The sequence below is a fragment of the Pseudomonas sp. FW300-N1A1 genome (assembly GCF_058789115.1).
This window is the reverse complement of the sequence record NZ_JBYTBK010000004.1, coordinates 41,354-57,693: the sequence shown is the minus strand read 5'-3', so window position 1 is coordinate 57,693 and position 16,340 is coordinate 41,354. Positions and strand designations below refer to the sequence as shown.

The following is a 16,340-nucleotide window of genomic DNA, read 5'->3' as shown; positions in this document are numbered from 1 at the left end:
GCAAGCTCGCTCGCCACAGGGCATGTGTCAGGCATCCCCGTGCCGTTTTGCATTCGGCGGCGATCTCAACACAGGCCGTTAAACCTGACGTGAACGCCGCCCCGTGGCGAGTGAGCTTGCTCACGCTGGGCTGCATGGCAGCCCCAAAACCGGTCACCGGGCTCTATCTGAAACCCTGCAACCGTCCTGTCGGGGGCGCTTCGTACCCCAGCGCGAGCAAGCTCGCTCGCCACCGGGCATGTGTCAGGTATCCCCCGTCGGCTCAACCCTGGTCGCCGCCGCCGACCGGCATCACCAGCCCGGTGATGTAGGCTGCGTCGTCCGAGGCCAGGAACAGGATCGCCCCGACTTGCTCATCGATGGTGCCGTAGCGCTTCATCAGCGTGCTATCGACGGTCTGGTCGACAATCTGCTGGTACCAGACTTTCTCCTGCGGGCTCTGCTCGGCGCTATTGCGCGGAATCCGCCGGGGGGGTGCTTCGGTGCCGCCGGGCGCCGTGGCGTTGACCCGCACGCCGCGCTCAGCGGTTTCGAAGGCCAGGCACGCCGTCAGCGCATTGACCCCGCCCTTGGCCGCGCCATACGGCACGCGGTTGATGCTGCGGGTAGCAATCGAGGAGACATTGACGATGGCACCGCTGCCCTGCTCCAGCATGTATGGCAGCGCGGCATGGCAACACCACAGCGTGGGAAACAGCGAGCGGCGGACTTCGGCTTCGATCTGCTGCGCTTCATAGTGTTCGAACGGCTTGGCCCAAATGGTCCCGCCAACGTTGTTGACCAGGATGTCCAGACGGCCGAAACGCTCGATGGTCGCCTGCATCACCCGGTTGCACTCGGCGAACTGCTCGAGGTCGGCGGTGAGGGTCAGCACTTCATGGTGCTGGCCCAGTTGTTCTTGCAGCTCGAACACCAGCTCGGAACGGTCGACCAGCACCAGCCGCGCCCCCTCGGCCGCCATGCGTTCGGCAACCCGGCGCCCGATGCCTTGGGCTGCACCGGTGATCAGCGCGACTTTTTCGTGAAACCTGTTCATGCCGATCTCCTGTGCCTACGCCGCGCTGGCGGCGAATTTTTCGTAGTAGAAGTTTTTCGGTGCAATGCCCTGCTCACGGATGTACTGGCTGACCGCCTCGACCATCGGCGGCGGGCCGCAGAGGTAGACGTCGACATCGCCGTCGTTCAAATGGCGGGGCTCGATGTGCTGGGTCACATAACCCTTGAGCGGGTGGACGCTCTGCGGGTTGGCCACGCAGGCACTGAAGCTGAAGTTGGGTATCCGCGCTGCAAAACCTTGCAAGCGGTCCAGTTCCACCAAGTCGAAGTCGTTGGTCACGCCATAGATCAGGTGCAAAGGATGCTCGCTGCCCTGGTCGGCGATTTTCTCCAGCATCGCGGTGAACGGCGCCAGCCCGGTACCGCCAGCCAGCAGCAGCAAGGGGCGCTGAATGTCCCGCAGGTAAAAGCTGCCCAAGGGTCCCGCCAGGCTCATGCTGTCGCCCGCCTTGGCGATACCGGTGAGGAAACTGCTCATCAGGCCGCCGGGGACGTTGCGGATCAGGAAGCTGACCTCGCCGTCACGCTGCAACGAGCTGAACGAGTAGGCGCGAGTCTGCTCACTGCCGGGAATGCCCAGGTTGACGTACTGCCCCGGCAGAAAGGCCAGCTTGCTCAAGGCCTCGCCCTTGATCGACAGCGCGATGGTGCTGTCCGACAACTGGCGCACCTGGCTGATCGCCGCACTGTAGCTGGCCTGCTGGGTCCGGCACACGTCCGAAGACGCCGGCACCCGAACCACGCAATCGCTGAGGGCGCGCATCTGGCAGGTCAGCACAAAGCCGGCGTCAGCTTCGTCGCTACTCAGGGCGTCCTCGATGTACTCCTCGCCCAACTCGTAACGGCCGGCTTCGGCAAAGCATTTGCAGGTGCCGCACGCGCCGTCGCGGCAATCCAGGGGGATGTTGATGCCCTGGCGGTACGCCGCATCGGCCACGGTCTCACCGGGATTGGCGTCAACGAAACGGGTGACGCCGTCTTCAAAATTCAGTGCAATGGAATGAGCCATGGCGAGCGCCTCACAAATGGTAGACATCGATGACCTGGCGAACGTAGTCGTTCTTCAGGATCACTTTCTTGGCCTTGATCAGCGGGCTGTCGCCGCGCACGTCGAGGGTGTAGAAGCTGCTGCCGAAGTAGCTGTCGACGGTCTTGTAGCGAAAACTCAGGGTGTGCCAGTTGAAGCGCACCTTGCACAGGCCGTCGGCCTGTTCGAGCAGCTCGATGTTGCTGATGTTGTGTGAGGTGCGGGTGTCCGGCACGCTGGCACTGGAACGCTCGGTCTTGATCCGGAAGATCCGGTCTTCAAGCCCCATGCGGTTGCCGTACCAGATCAGCGAGATTTCCCGCTGCGGATCGCAGGTCAACTCGTCGTTATCGTCCCAGGACGGCATCCAGAAGCTGGCGTCGGCGGCATACAGCTCCAGCCAGTTGTCCCAGTCCTTGTCGTCGAGGTAGCGCGCTTCGCGGTAGAGAAAATCGCGCACGGCGTCGTAGGTCATGTTCATGCCAGTTCCTCCACCTTGATCAGCGCCGACTGCTCTTCGCTCAAGGCCTTGAGCATGGTTGCCTGCCAATACTTGTGTTGCAGCACGAACAGGCCCTCGTCTTCGGTGCGTACGCCACTGAGCAGCGGGTGCAGGTCGATTTCCCTGGCCGCCTCGTCGGCACCCTCGATCCAGTGCTCGGCGCCACGGGACATATCGTTCCAGGCGCTGGCACTGCCCTGATAACCCATCTGGCAGGAGCGGAACTCTTCCAGGTCGTCCGGGGTGGCCATGCCGCTGACGTTGAAGAAGTCTTCATACTGACGAATCCGGCTCGCACGCGCCGCGTCGCTTTCACCCTTGGGGGCGATGCAGTAGATGGTGATCTCGGTGCGGTTGACCGAGATCGGCCGGGCAATGCGGATCTGCGAGCTGAACTGGTCCATCAGGTACACGTTGGGGTACAGGCACAGATTGCGCGAGTTCTCGATCATCCAGTCGGCGCGAGCCTGGCCGAAGTCCTTGGCCAGTTCGTCGCGGCGCTCGTACAACGGACGGTCCTCGGGGTTGGACCAACGGGTCCAGAGCAGCATGTGGCCCTTGTCGAAGGAGTAGAAACCACCGCCCTGCTTGGCCCAGGTGCCGGCGCTCATGGTCGGGTTCTCGTCACCGCATTCGCGCTGCTTGCGCTGGTTCTGGGTGGCGGCATAGTTCCAGTGCACGGAGCTGACGTGGTAGCCGTCGGCGCCATTTTCAGCGGTGAGTTTCCAGTTGCCTTCGTAGATGTAGCTGCTGGAGCCGCGCAGCACTTCCAGGCCATCGGCGGACTGGTCGACGATCATGTCGATGATCTTCGCCGATTCACCCAGGTGCTCGACCAACGGCACCACGTCGGCCTTGAGGCTGCCGAACAGGAAGCCGCGATAGGACTCGAAGCGTGCCACCTTGGTCAGGTCGTGGGAGCCCTCGCAGTTGAAGCTGGCCGGATAACCCGCCGCAGCCGGGTCCTTGACCTTGAGCAGTTTGCCGGAGTTGTTGAACGTCCAGCCGTGGAATGGGCAGGTATAGGAAGATTTGTTGCCGGTCTTGTGTCGGCACAGCATCGCACCGCGGTGACTGCAGGCGTTGATGAAGGCATTGAGCTCGCCGTCCTTGTTGCGCGCGATGAAGATCGACTGGCGGCCCATGGTGGTGGTGTAAAAATCGTTTTTGTTCGGAATCTGGCTCTCGTGGGCGAGGTACAGCCAGTTGCCTTCGAAGATGTGCTGCATCTCGAGATCGAACAAACGCGGGTCGGTAAACATCTCCCGCTTGCAGCGGAAGAGGCCCTGTTCTTTGTCGTCTTCGAGCAGGGAGTGAAGGTATTCGGGTCGCAGGGACATGGCCGCCGCCTCCATTGTTTTTATTCAGGCAGGCTCATGCTAGGGCGGGTGGCGGCACGGCAATATCCGCTGGGTGCAGATCGTTATCCGTTTTGTGCAAGGCGCGCGAATGAAGTGGCGGGTGCCGGGCCGATCGTTCCCTTGCTCCCTGCGTGGGAACGATCAATCAACGAGGACGCGATCAATGTCGGCGCTTGAGGGTGTCGGAGGGCAGTTCGCCGAACTGCTTGCGGTAGCTGTCGGAGAACCGCCCCAGGTGCAGGAAGCCATAATCCATGGCCAGTTCAGTGACGTTGCGCACGGTGCAGGTCGGGTCGCTGAGGCAAGCCTGGACCCGCTCGAGCTTCTTCTGACGGATGTAGTTTTTCGGCGTGGTGGCGGCGTTGCGCTCGAACAGGCCGTACAGCGAGCGCAGGCTCATCTGCGCCTGGCGAGCCAGTTCCTCGCTGCAGATGTCCTGCTTGAGGTTACGCTCGATATAATCGGCAATCCGCTCGAAACTGGCCGACTGCGAACCCAGGCCGGCGCGGCTGACGTTGGTTTTCATCAGGCTGAGCATCTTGCTCACGATGATGTGCGCGTAATGCTCCTGGACCCGCGGCATGCTCTCGGCCGCCTCGGCCTCCTGACAGACCATGCCCAGCAAATTGACGAAACCTTCAAGCTCGTCCAGCTGGTAGCGATTCTCCAGGAACCGCACGCCCTGCCCCGGGTGAATCCAGCGTTGCTCCTGGCAGACCGACTCCAGCAGGCTGGCGGGCATTTTCAGGATGAATTTTTCGCAATCGTCGGAGTACGTCAGGTCTACCGGATCGTCCGGGTTGATCAGCAGCAGTTCCCCGGGGGCAAAGTAGTGTTCCTGGCGATGGCCGCGCCACAGGCAATGGCCCTTGAGCAGCACTTGCAGGTGAAAAATGGTTTCTAGCGCCGGCGAGGTCACCCGCACGCTGCCACCGTAACTGATACGGCACAGGTCCAGGCTGGCGAATTTGCTGTGATTGAGACTGGCCTGCGGGCTGCCACTGCGGGGCAGGCGGATGCAATGGCTGCCCACGTGCTGATTGACATAGCCCGACACCGCGTAGGGGTCGGCCTGGACAAACACGCTGCTGCGCTCACTCAATAGATGCGCTTGCATAACCGGTCACTCTCATTGTTTTTATAGGCTGTGGCGGGTCGCGAGTGGCGCCCGCCCAGTACATCGGGCCCGAACATTCTATGCGTGTCACCGCATAGCGCAAAACCACGAGATAAACGGTGGGTTATCTCGTGGCCAGGACCTCAGCGACTTCAGGCCTCCAGTGCGCGAACCCGCTCGCTGCGCTGTTGTTCTTGCGGCTGTGCCGTCGACTGCAGGGTGAAATCGAAGTCGATCTCGGCGAAACGCCCGCTGACGCCATGCTCGGCCGCACGCTGCTGATCGTCGCTGAAGGTGATCCTGGCGATCAGTTCGTCACGGGTGGCGTAGGCGAAGTCATCGTGCAGGTACTGGTCACCGTCCAGGTTGATCTGGGTGGTCAGGTGGCGATGATCGTCCGCCGAGATGAAGAAGTGAATGTGCGCCGGGCGCTGGCCATGACGGCCCAGTTGATCGAGCAGTTGCTGGGTCGGACCGTCCGGCGGGCAGCCATAACCCGACGGCACGATGCTCTGGAAGCGATAGCGGCCTTCGGCATCGGTGACGATCCGGCGACGCAGGTTGAATTCCGACTGGCTGCCATCGAAGTACGAGTAGGTGCCGCCGGTGTTGGCGTGCCAGACATCCACCACGGCGCCGGCCAACGGCGTGCCATCGGTGTTCTTGACCTGGCCTTGCATGAACAGCACCACCCCCGGATCGACCCCGTCGTCCAGTCGCGCGAAACCTTCGGCCAACGGCGCGCCGGCCACGTACAGCGGGCCTTCGATGGTGCGCGGGGTGCCGCCGGCCTTGCCGGCCTGCTCGTCTTCAGCGTCCATCAACAGGTCCAGGTAGTGTTCCAGGCCAAGGCCTGCAACCAGCAGGCCGGCTTCCTGGCGCGCGCCCAGTTCGTTGAGGTAGTTGACGGCTTTCCAGAACTCTTGCGGGGTCACCTGCAGGTCTTCAATGATGTTCACCGAATCGCGCAGGATGCGGTAGATCAACGCCTTGGCCCGTGGATTGCCCTGGTCGTTGAGCAGGCCGCTGGCGTCTTCGAGGAACTTCTGGGCGCTGGCAGTGTGGGAAATTCTGACGTTCATGATTAATCCTCATCTTGTATTTATTAGAGTACAGAACAGGCAAACAACGAATCAGCGATCATCCTCATGAATAGAGGAAGGATGCCTGCACATCGCGTTCACTTCGATAGCCATGTAGGGATACAGCGGCAATTGCATCAGCAGGTCGTGCAGTTCCTGCACGCTGTCGACGTCGAACACGCTGTAGTTGGCGTACAACCCGGCGATACGCCACAGGTGCCGCCACTTGCCCTGTTGCTGCAGGCGCTGGGCCAGGGCCTTTTCATCGGCCTTGAGCTGGGTGGCCCGCTCGGGATTCATGTCGACCGGCAGGTTCACGGTCATTTTTACGTGGAACAACATGGGCTACTCCTCAGGCGGTGTGGATGGCAGTGGAGGTCTTGTCGCGGCGGAAGAACGCCAGGCGCTCCTCGTCAAGGTTCAGGCCAAGGCCAGGCGCCCTGGAAACATGCAGGTGGAAATCGCGGTACACCGGCGCTTCGCTGAGGATGTCCTCGGTCAGCAACAGCGGGCCGAACAACTCGGTGTCCCACGCCAGCTTGTTCAGGGTCAGGAAGGCATGGGCCGAGGCCAGGGTGCCGATCCCGCCTTCGAGCATGGTGCCGCCGTACAGGCCGATCCCCGCCGCCTCGGCAATTGCCGCTGTGCGCAACACCGCGCGCGGGCCGCCGTTCTTGGCGATCTTCAGGGCGAACACCGACGCCGCGCCTTCACGGGCCAGGTTGAACGCATCCTCGACACACTCGATCGACTCGTCCGCCATGATCGGTGCCGGGCTGATGGCATTGAGGCGCGCCATGCCGGAACGGTTGTTGCGGGAAATCGGTTGTTCGATCAGGTCGATGCCGTTGCCGCCCAGGATCCGGCAGGCACGCAGCGCCACCGCTTCGTCCCAGGCCTGGTTGACGTCGACCCGCACGCTGGCACGGTCGCCCAGGGCTTTCTTGATGGCAATCACGTGCGCCAGGTCGCGGTCGACTTCGCCAGCCCCGATCTTCAACTTGAAGATCCGGTGGCGCCGCAGGTCGAGCATCTGCTCGGCTTCGGCGATGTCCTTGGCGGTATCGCCGCTGGCCAGGGTCCAGGCCACCGGCAGCGAATCACGTACCCGCCCACCCAGCAATTCGCTGACCGGCAGCCCCAGGCGTTTGCCCTGGGCGTCGAGCAAGGCGGTTTCGATACCGGACCTGGCGAAGGTATTACCGCGAATGCTGCGGTCCAGGCGCAGCATGGCCGCGTTGATGTTGCACGCGTCCTGGCCCAGCAACAGCGGCGCGAAGTGGCGGTCGATGTTGGTCTTGATGCTGTCCGGGCTTTCATTGCCGTAGGCCAGGCCGCCGATGGTGGTCGACTCACCGATGCCTTCAATACCATCGGCACAGCGCACGCGGATGATCACCAGGGTCTGGTTCTGCATGGTGTGCATGGCCAGCTTGTGCGGGCGGATGGTTGGCAGATCGACGATGATCGTTTCGATCGATTCAATGGCAGAAGAAAGCATGTCCATACCCGTCAGGTTCTTGAAGTTCTGGGATGGATTCTCGTACGGCTTTTTTCCGGGTTCCAATATAGAATTGGTCTGGATCGATACCTTAAAGGTATTCACCACCCTCGACGAGTGAGAGCCCATGGAACTGCGTCATCTGCGGTATTTCCAGGTACTGGGGCAAACCCTGAATTTCACCCGTGCCGCCGAACGCCTGCACATCGCCCAACCGCCGCTGAGCCGGCAGATCCAGCAGTTAGAAGAGGAACTCGGTGTGATACTGCTCGAGCGTGGACGGCCATTGCGCCTGACCGAGGCCGGGCGGTTTTTCCTTGAACACTCCACGGCACTGCTGGAACAGCTGAACAAGGTCTGCGACAACACCCGCCGCATCGGCCTGGGCGAGAAGACCTGGCTGGGCATCGGCTTTGCGCCTTCGACCCTGTATGGCGTGCTGCCGGAACTGATCCGTCGCCTGCGCAGCAATGACGCCATGGAGTTGGAACTGGGGCTGTCGGAAATGACTACCCTGCAACAGGTGCAGGCCCTGAAGGCGGGTCGGATCGACGTCGGTTTCGGGCGGATTCGCATCAATGACCCGGCCATCACCCAGACCGTGTTGCGCGAGGACCGGTTGGTCGCTGCCCTGCCCGCTGGCCATCCGCTACTGGCCAGGCCCATCAGCCTCACGGAACTGGCCGACGAACCCTTTGTGCTCTACCCCGGCAATCCACGGCCCAGCTATGCCGACCACGTGATCGCGTTGTTCGAATCCTGTGGTGTGAGCATCAAGGTGGCGCAATGGACCAACGAACTGCAGACCGCCATCGGCCTGGTAGGTGCCGGGATCGGCGTGACCCTGGTGCCGGCCTCGGTGCAGTTGCTGCACCGCGACGACATTGGCTTCACGGCGATCCTGGAAAGCAACGCCACCTCGCCGATCATCCTCAGCCAGCGCGTCGGCGATGTATCACCGGGGTTGAATCACTGCCTGAGGCTGATCGAAGCGCTGCGCAGCTTTTAACAACCAGCGGCGCCGCGCATCAGGTAAACGTCAGTCCTGCTTGTAGCCGCGCACGTCATCGACGCCACGGTTGGCCAACTGGTCGGCGCGTTCGTTGCCAGGATGGCCGATGTGACCGCGCACCCACTTCCAGGTCACGTTGTGGCGGTTGACCTGTTCGTCGAGTTGCTTCCACAGGTCGGCGTTTTTCACCGGCTCCTTGGCCGCGGTTTTCCAGCCACGCTTTTTCCAGTTGACCATCCACTCGTTGATGCCCTTCATCACGTACTGCGAGTCGGTCACCAGCAGCACGTCGCAGGAGCGCTTGAGCTCCTCCAGGCCGCGAATCGCTCCCATCAGCTCCATGCGGTTGTTGGTGGTGTTGGCTTCGCCGCCCCAGAGTTCCTTTTCAACGCCCTTGCACACCAGCAGCGCGCCCCAGCCGCCAGGTCCAGGGTTGCCCTTGCAGGCGCCGTCGGTGAAGAGTTCTACGCTATCGCTCATGCCAATCTATCCAGAAAATGTCTGCGGCTTGCCGATCGAGGACCGACAACGCCTGAGGCCGGGCAAGCCCGGCCGGGAAAATAAAGAGAGTGTTACGGCTTGCTGTCGCGGCGATTGACCTTGGCCATCGGCAACGGAATCAACTTGCCCATCGGTTCGCGGCGTACCTGGCGAACCGGTCGCAAGCCGACGACGATCTTGCGCGCCACCAATAAATAGAAGCCGCCACCGGACCACTGCCAGTCACCGGCCCTGCGCTCCCAACCGGCCAGGCGAGCTTGCCAGGCGGGGGATGCGAGCGGCGGACGATAGCACCCGAAGCGGCGTTTCTCCAGCGCAAAACCCAGCAGATTGAGCCAGTCGGCAACTCGCGAAGGCGAAATGCAACGGGCCTTGCGCAGGGCGTCCTGGGCAAACACATGGCGTAGCCCCCAACTGCTCCAGGGGTTGATGCCGATAATCAACAAGTGCCCGCCGGGACGCACGGCACTGGCTGCCTCGCGCAGCAAGCCATGGGGCGACAGGCAGAAATCCAGCCCGTGCTGCATCACCACCACGTCGGCGGCATGCTCACTCAGGGGCCAGGCCTGCTCTTCGCAGACGATCTCCACACCCGGCAGTGGTGCGCCAAGCCGGACATTGCGTTGCACCTGGGGTGCCGTGGGCGGCGCTTCGGCCGACGGACCGTAGTGCACCAGGTAACCGCCAAAAAAGCGCCCCAGTTCGTCTTCGAGCATCCGGCGCTCTTCATCCAGCAGAAATTGCCCGAGGGGACCGGACAACCACTCGCGGGCCGCGCTGATCAATGCCAACCAGTCCGGATCCGCCTGAGCGAACGCTTTATCGGTCATTGCATTCTCCAACTCGCCAAGAATTCCAGTGTCTGTAACCCAGGGAGCAACCATGGGCGGTATCCCGCGGCTAGCCACCCAACGTCAACAGACCCTAAGATGCGCTAATGTTTACCGCTTGGCGAATCCCGCGATGATACAGATCAGTGCTCTTCCCGCCTTTACCGACAACTATATCTGGTTGTTACAGGACCACCGCAGCCAGTGCTGCGCCGTGGTCGATCCCGGCGACGCCGCCCCGGTGCAGGCCTGGCTGGCCGAGCATCCGGACTGGCGCCTGAGCGATATTCTGATCACTCACCACCACCATGATCACGTCGGCGGCGTCGAACGGTTGAAAAAAGCGACGGGCGCCACGGTCTACGGCCCGGCCAGTGAAAACATCCCGGCCCGGGATGTGGCGTTGCACGACAACGACCGTGTCACCGTACTGGGCTGGGAGTTCGATGTGTATGCGGTACCTGGCCACACCCTGGGCCACATCGCCTACTACCACCATGGCCTGCTGTTCTGTGGCGATACCCTGTTCGCCGCCGGCTGCGGACGCTTGTTCGAAGGCACGCCAGAGCAGATGCACCGCTCCCTCGGCCGGCTCGCGGCCCTGCCTGAAGACACCCTGGTGTATTGCACCCACGAGTACACCCTGAGCAACCTGCGCTTTGCCGTCGCCGTCGAACCGGACAACGCCGCAATCGCCGAGCGTTTCGAGAAAGTCTCCCAACTGCGCGAGGGCGGACGCATGTCCCTGCCCTCCACCCTGGCCCTGGAAAAACTGACAAACCCGTTTCTGCGTACCGGAGAAACATCTGTTAAAGAAAAAATAGACGAACGGATCGGCCGTAATAACCGGTCTCCGAGTGAGGTTTTTGCGGCTCTGAGGGCTTGGAAAGATACGTTCTAAACAGGCCGGGCATAGGTCGGAAAATTCTGAATGGTTGACCGCACCCGGTACGCTTTCTAGAATCGCCCGACATTTTTGCCCGGAACTTACTTCCAGCCAATGTCGTCATCTATTCGTAAGTCCATCAACTCAGACGCATTGACCCGCCTGGCACAAGCCATCGCGGTGGCTGTGTCCGCCACCCTGGCGGGCTGCCAAAGCACCAGTCAAGTGCCGCAAACCGACGCGGCCCACCTGGCTTCCGTCCGCGCCAAGCAGAAGCCGGTCTGGCTCAGCGAGAAGCCGACGCCAGAGATTCCCCAGGACGTCTGGGAACGCATGCGCCAGGGTTACCAGTTGCAGGACGGGCTGGGCGTCAACCCACGCATCGAGCAACAGCGCCTGTGGTTTGCCAGCAACCCGTCAGTCCTGGAAAACGCCGGCGAACGCGGCAGCCTGTACATCCATTACATCGTCGAACGTCTCGATGAACGCAACATGCCACTGGAACTGGCCCTGCTGCCGGTGATTGAAAGCTCCTACAACCCGATGGCCTATTCGCGCGCCCATGCCGTGGGCCTGTGGCAGTTCATCCCGTCCACCGGGCGCTACTTCAACCTGCGTCAAACCCGCTTCTATGACGGTCGTCGTGACATCACCGCGTCCACGACCGCGGCCCTCGACTACCTGAGCCGCCTGCACGACATGTTCAACGGCGACTGGCTGCTGGCCCTGGCGGCCTACAACGCCGGTGAAGGCACCGTCAGCCGGGCCATCGAGCGCAATGAAAGGCTCGGCCTGCCCACCGACTACTGGAACCTGACGCTGCCTTCGGAAACCCAGGCCTATGTGCCCAAGTTGCTGGCCCTGTCGCAAGTGGTGCTGACGCCAGAAGCCTACGGCGTGAACCTCAACCCGATCGCCAACGAACCCTACTTCGAAGTCGTCGAAATCAACCAGCGCATGGATCTGTCCAAGGTCGCCGCGGTGGCCAACATCGACGAAGACGAACTGTTCCAGCTCAACCCGGCCTTCAAGCAACGCACCACCATCGACGGCCCCCAGCACCTGCTGGTGCCGACGTCCAAGGCGCAATTGCTGACAGCCAGCCTGTCGACCATGAAACCCGAGGAGCTGATCAGCAAACGCTCGTTCAAACCGGTGTTCGAAGGGGCCGATGGCCCGGCACTGGCAGGCGCCAAACGCAGCTATCGGGTCAAGCGCGGCGACAGCCTGTCGTCCATCGCCAAGACCAACAAGGTCGAGGTCAAGGACCTGCAACGCTGGAACAACCTGACCGGCAAGCACCTCAAGGCCGGCCAGACCCTGGTCATGCAGGACACCCGACGCAGCGGCCGGACCACCACCGTGCTCGCCGCCAATACCAAGAAGCAGACCCAGTACAAGGTCAAGCAAGGCGACTCGCTGTACATGGTTGCCAAGCGCTTCAACGTCGAGATGCAGCACCTCAAGCGCTGGAACCCGCGTGTGGGCCAGGCCCTCAAGCCCGGGCAGATGCTGACGGTTTACCAGCCGCATTGATCCGACCCTGATGCATCGTTTCGTGGCGAGGGAGCTTGCTCCCGCTCGAGTGCGAAGCGCTCGCAGCCTATGCTAGCCGCCGTCGGTTGTCCGGTTTTGGGGCCGCTACGCGGCCCAGCGGGAGCAAGCTCCCTCGCCACAGGCTCTACGCCTGTCGATGTATCGAATCGCGGCCAACAGCGCTTTTAACCCCTACCTTTTTCCTGTGCATACAAGCTGTTACTGTACGATCCACACAGCCCAAGCCGCCTGGATCGGATCTCTGACTTGAAGCGTTCCCTCCCCCTGTTCCTGATCAGTCTGGCCTTGAGCTCCCCGGTCAGCGCCACGATCAGCGAAAGCCATGGTTATGCGCAGTTCGGCACACTCAAGTACCCGACCCGATTCACCCACTTCGACTGGGTCAACCCGCAAGCGCCCAAGGGCGGCACCTTGCGGGTCATGGCGTTTGGCACCTTCGACACGCTCAACCCCTACACCTTCAAGGGCACCAGCCCGGTCGCCACGCCGAATTTCCTGCAATACGGCATCAACGAGCTGAACGAGCCGTTGATGGTCGGCACCGGCCAGTACGCCCCCTCGGGGGATGAACCCGCCTCCAGCTACGGCTTGATTGCCCAGTCGGTCGAATACAGCGAAGACCGCAGCTGGGTGGTATTCAACCTGCGGCCCGAAGCGCGCTTCCATGACGGCAAGCCAATCACCGCCTACGATGTGGCGTTCTCCTACCGTTTACTGCTCAAGCAGGGCCACCCGCGATACCGCACCAACCTTCAGGAAGTGCAGCGAGTCGACGTCCTCAACCCGCAGCGCATCCGCTTCGTGTTCAAGCGCGCGGGCAACCCGCTGCTGATCCTGCGCCTGGGCGAGTTGCCGGTACTGCCGCAACACTACTGGAAAGGCCGCGACTTCCAGGCCACCACCTTCGAGCCGCCCCTGGGCAGCGGGCCCTATCGCATTACCCAGGTCCAGCCGGGGCGCCGACTGGTGCTGGAGCGGGTCAAGGACTACTGGGGCAAGGACCTGCCGGTCAATCGCGGCAAGTACAACTACGACCGCATGGAAGTCGAGTTCTACCGCGACAGCGCTGTAGCGTTCGAAGCGTTCAAGGCGGGTGAGTTCGATATCTACATCGAGCACCAGGCCAAGAACTGGGCCAATGCCTACAACTTCCCGGCGGTACGCCGTGGCGACGTGATCAAGGCACAGATCAGCCACCAGATTCCGACCCAGACTCAAGGCCTGTTCATGAACTCCCGGCGCGAGGCCTTCGCCGACCCCAGGGTGCGTGAAGCCCTGGGCCTGATGTTCGACTTCGAATGGACCAACCGCACGCTGTTCAGCGGCGCCTACAAACGGGCCACCAGCTACTACCCCAACAGCGAGTTCGCCGCCGCCGGACTCCCGGTCGGCCACGAATGGCTGATGCTCTCGCCTTATCGCGAGCAACTGCCCGCCAAGTTGTTCACCGTGCCCTTCAACCTGCCGCAGACCGAGGGCCGCGGCATCCCCCGGCACACCCTGCGCCAGGCCCTGGGCCTGCTCGCGGAGGCCGGCTGGACACTCAATGGCCAGCGTTTGCAAAATGCCGCCGGCCAGCCGCTGCGCCTCGAGATTCTGCTGGTCAACCCGAACCTGGAGCGCATCCTCCAGCCCTACGCCGAAAACCTGGCCAGCATCGGCGTCGATGCCCACCTGCGCACGGTGGACCGTGCCCAGTACAAACAGCGCCTGGACCAGTTCGATTTCGACATGATCCTCATGACCCTCGACCAGACCCTGAGCCCGGGCCTCGAGCAGTGGCAGTACTTCCACTCCAGTCAGGTCGGGGTCAAGGGCAGCAAGAACTACGCGGGCGTGGCCAACCCGGTGATCGACCACCTGCTGGAGCACCTGCTGGCGGCCAGGTCGCGCGACGAACAACTGGCGGCCGGCAAGGCGCTGGACCGGGTGCTGCTGTGGCAGCACTACATGATCCCCAACTGGTATATCAATTATCATCGCCTGGCGTACCGCAACCGGTTCGCCTTCGTCACCACGCCGCCCTACACCCTCGGGCTGAATGCGTGGTGGCTGAAGACTTCGGAGAAAGCCCAATGATGCCTTTGCGTACCCTCCTGGGCCTGCTGTTTGCCGGGATGTGCAGCGTTTCCCTCGCGGCCCCGCAACATGCCCTGACCCTGTACAACGAGCCACCGAAGTACCCGGCAAACTTCAAGCACTTCGATTACGTCAATCCGGACGCGCCCAAGGGCGGCACCTTCCGCCAGGCCGGCTTCGGCGGCTTCGACAGCCTCAACCCCTTCATCAGCAAAGGCGTGGCGGCCACCGACATCGACCTGATCTACGACACCCTGGCCCGGCAGAGCCTGGACGAGCCTTTCACCGAATACGGCCTGATCGCCGGCAAGATCGAAAAGGCCCCGGACAACAGTTGGGTGCGTTTCTACCTGCGTCCCGAAGCCCGCTTTCATGATGGCCATCCGGTGCGTGCCGACGACGTGGTGTTCAGCTTCCAGACCCTGATGAAAAGCGGCGCCCCGCTCTACCGTGGCTACTATGGCGACGTGCAAGAAGTGATCGCCGAAGACCCGCTGCGGGTACTGTTCAGGTTCAAACACAACAACAATCGCGAACTGCCGCTGATTCTCGGCCAGCTTCCGGTCCTGCCCAAGCACTGGTGGGAAACCCGAGACTTCTCCAAGGGCAACCTGGAAATCCCCTTGGGCAGCGGCCCGTACAAGGTCAGCGAGGTCAAGGCCGGGCGCTCGGTACGTTATGAGCGCGTCAAGGACTACTGGGGTAAGAACCTGCCGATCAATCGGGGGTTCTACAACTTCGACGTCATGACCACCGACTATTACCGTGACAACACCGTGGCGCTGGAAGCCCTCAAGGCCGGGCAGTTCGACTACTGGCTGGAGATGACCGCAAAGAGCTGGGCCAACGCCTACAACATCCCGGCGGTCACCGAAGGCCGGCTGATCAAGGAACAGATCCCCAACGGCAACCCGACCGGCATGCAAGGTTTCATCTTCAACTTGCGTCGTCCGGTGTTCCAGGATGTGCGCGTGCGCCAGGCCCTGAGCCTGTTGCTGGACTTCGAGTGGACCAACAAGCAGTTGTTCAACGGTGCCTACGCCCGCACCCGCAGCTACTTCGAGAACTCGGAAATGGCCGCCACCGGCCTGCCGGACGCGGCACAACTGGCGATCCTCGAGCCGTTGCGCGGCAAGATCCCCGACCAGGTCTTCAGCGAAGCCTTCCAGAATTCGGTATGTGACGGCAGCGGGATGATCCGTGCCCAACAGCGCCAGGCCTACCAGTTGCTGCAGGAAGCCGGCTGGCGGATCGTTGACGACAAGATGGTCGATGCCACCGGTAAACCGGTGACCATCGAGTTCCTGCTGGCCCAGACCGAGTTCGAGCGGGTGCTGCTGCCGTTCAAGCGCAACCTGAGTGACCTGGGGATCGACCTGGTGATTCGCCGGGTCGACGTGTCGCAATACATCAATCGGGTGCGCTCGCGGGACTTCGACATGGTGGTGGGCAGCTTCCCGCAATCCAGTTCACCGGGTAACGAACAGCGTGAGTTCTGGAAATCGGAAAGCGCCGACAAGCCCGGTAGCCGCAACTACATCGGCCTCAGGGACCCGGCCATCGACCAGTTGGTCGAGGAGCTGATCAATGCCGACTCGCGCAACAGCCTGGTGGCCCATGCCCGGGCGCTCGACAGGGTGCTGCAATGGGGCTATTACGTGATCCCCAACTGGCACATCAAGACTTGGCGCGTGGCCTACTGGAATCACATCGGTCATCCGCAGGTCCCGCCCACCTATGATGTGGGCATCAATACCTGGTGGATCAAACCCGACGCCAAACCTGCGATTGAAGTCCTGAGCAAAGAGCAAACGGGCGTGGAGCAATAA

The 16,340-nt window shown here is 62.1% G+C and carries 15 protein-coding genes; 5 read left to right on the top strand and 10 right to left on the bottom strand.

Features of this window, described 5'->3' with window-relative positions; genetic code table 11:
- Positions 1-262 precede the first annotated feature (262 nt).
- The 8 genes from AC3WQN_RS04990 to AC3WQN_RS04955 all read right to left on the bottom strand — a co-directional run bounded on the left by AC3WQN_RS04990 (position 263) and on the right by AC3WQN_RS04955 (position 7,646).
- A complete protein-coding gene (locus tag AC3WQN_RS04990) occupies positions 263-1,036 on the bottom strand; it encodes a 1,6-dihydroxycyclohexa-2,4-diene-1-carboxylate dehydrogenase (RefSeq protein WP_103401886.1) in 774 nt (257 codons plus the stop codon).
- A 15-nt stretch (positions 1,037-1,051) separates the two neighbouring features.
- Entirely contained in the window at positions 1,052-2,065 is a 1,014-nt protein-coding gene (gene benC / locus AC3WQN_RS04985; protein WP_103401887.1) for a benzoate 1,2-dioxygenase electron transfer component BenC, read from the bottom strand.
- A gap of 10 nt (positions 2,066-2,075) precedes the next feature.
- Positions 2,076-2,564, bottom strand: a complete 489-nt coding sequence (gene benB / locus AC3WQN_RS04980) for a benzoate 1,2-dioxygenase small subunit (protein WP_103401888.1) — start codon at positions 2,562-2,564, stop codon at positions 2,076-2,078.
- Positions 2,561-3,925: a benzoate 1,2-dioxygenase large subunit gene (benA, locus tag AC3WQN_RS04975; protein ID WP_103401906.1), complete on the bottom strand. Its 1,365-nt coding sequence runs from the start codon at positions 3,923-3,925 to the stop codon at positions 2,561-2,563. The genes benB and benA overlap by 4 nt, the downstream gene beginning before the upstream one ends.
- A 181-nt stretch (positions 3,926-4,106) precedes the next feature.
- A complete protein-coding gene (locus AC3WQN_RS04970; RefSeq protein WP_095146563.1) occupies positions 4,107-5,063 on the bottom strand; it encodes an AraC family transcriptional regulator in 957 nt (318 codons plus the stop codon).
- Between the two features lie 152 nt (positions 5,064-5,215).
- Positions 5,216-6,145 (bottom strand): catechol 1,2-dioxygenase, encoded by a 930-nt coding sequence (gene catA, locus AC3WQN_RS04965; RefSeq protein ID WP_103401889.1) that lies wholly within the window; start codon positions 6,143-6,145, stop codon positions 5,216-5,218.
- Between the two features lie 51 nt (positions 6,146-6,196).
- On the bottom strand, positions 6,197-6,487 hold the full coding sequence (gene catC, locus AC3WQN_RS04960; protein WP_103401890.1) for a muconolactone Delta-isomerase: 291 nt from the start codon (positions 6,485-6,487) through the stop codon (positions 6,197-6,199).
- A gap of 10 nt (positions 6,488-6,497) precedes the next feature.
- The gene (locus AC3WQN_RS04955; protein ID WP_178081947.1) at positions 6,498-7,646 is read right to left on the bottom strand and encodes a muconate cycloisomerase family protein; all 1,149 of its coding nucleotides are present in this window, start codon (positions 7,644-7,646) and stop codon (positions 6,498-6,500) included.
- A gap of 127 nt (positions 7,647-7,773) precedes the next feature.
- On the opposite strand from AC3WQN_RS04955, the gene AC3WQN_RS04950 reads away from it, so the two are divergent.
- On the top strand, positions 7,774-8,655 hold the full coding sequence (locus AC3WQN_RS04950) for a LysR family transcriptional regulator (RefSeq protein ID WP_103401891.1): 882 nt from the start codon (positions 7,774-7,776) through the stop codon (positions 8,653-8,655).
- Between the two features lie 30 nt (positions 8,656-8,685).
- On the opposite strand, the gene rnhA is transcribed toward AC3WQN_RS04950, so the two are convergent.
- Together rnhA and AC3WQN_RS04940 are read right to left on the bottom strand one after the other, a co-directional pair.
- A complete protein-coding gene (gene rnhA / locus AC3WQN_RS04945; RefSeq protein ID WP_095077139.1) occupies positions 8,686-9,138 on the bottom strand; it encodes a ribonuclease HI in 453 nt (150 codons plus the stop codon).
- 92 nt (positions 9,139-9,230) lie between these two features.
- Positions 9,231-9,989, bottom strand: coding sequence for a class I SAM-dependent methyltransferase (locus tag AC3WQN_RS04940; RefSeq protein ID WP_103401892.1), 759 nt, complete (start codon positions 9,987-9,989; stop codon positions 9,231-9,233).
- A 133-nt stretch (positions 9,990-10,122) separates the two neighbouring features.
- On the opposite strand from AC3WQN_RS04940, the gene gloB reads away from it, so the two are divergent.
- The 4 genes from gloB (at position 10,123) to AC3WQN_RS04920 (ending at position 16,340) form a co-directional block, all read left to right on the top strand.
- A complete protein-coding gene (gloB, locus tag AC3WQN_RS04935; protein WP_103401893.1) occupies positions 10,123-10,890 on the top strand; it encodes a hydroxyacylglutathione hydrolase in 768 nt (255 codons plus the stop codon).
- 99 nt (positions 10,891-10,989) lie between these two features.
- The gene (locus AC3WQN_RS04930; protein ID WP_103401894.1) at positions 10,990-12,411 is read left to right on the top strand and encodes a transglycosylase SLT domain-containing protein; all 1,422 of its coding nucleotides are present in this window, start codon (positions 10,990-10,992) and stop codon (positions 12,409-12,411) included.
- Between the two features lie 267 nt (positions 12,412-12,678).
- Positions 12,679-14,511, top strand: a complete 1,833-nt coding sequence (locus AC3WQN_RS04925) for an extracellular solute-binding protein (protein ID WP_103401896.1) — start codon at positions 12,679-12,681, stop codon at positions 14,509-14,511.
- Entirely contained in the window at positions 14,508-16,340 is a 1,833-nt protein-coding gene (locus AC3WQN_RS04920; protein ID WP_103401897.1) for an extracellular solute-binding protein, read from the top strand. Before AC3WQN_RS04925 ends, AC3WQN_RS04920 begins: the two co-directional genes overlap by 4 nt.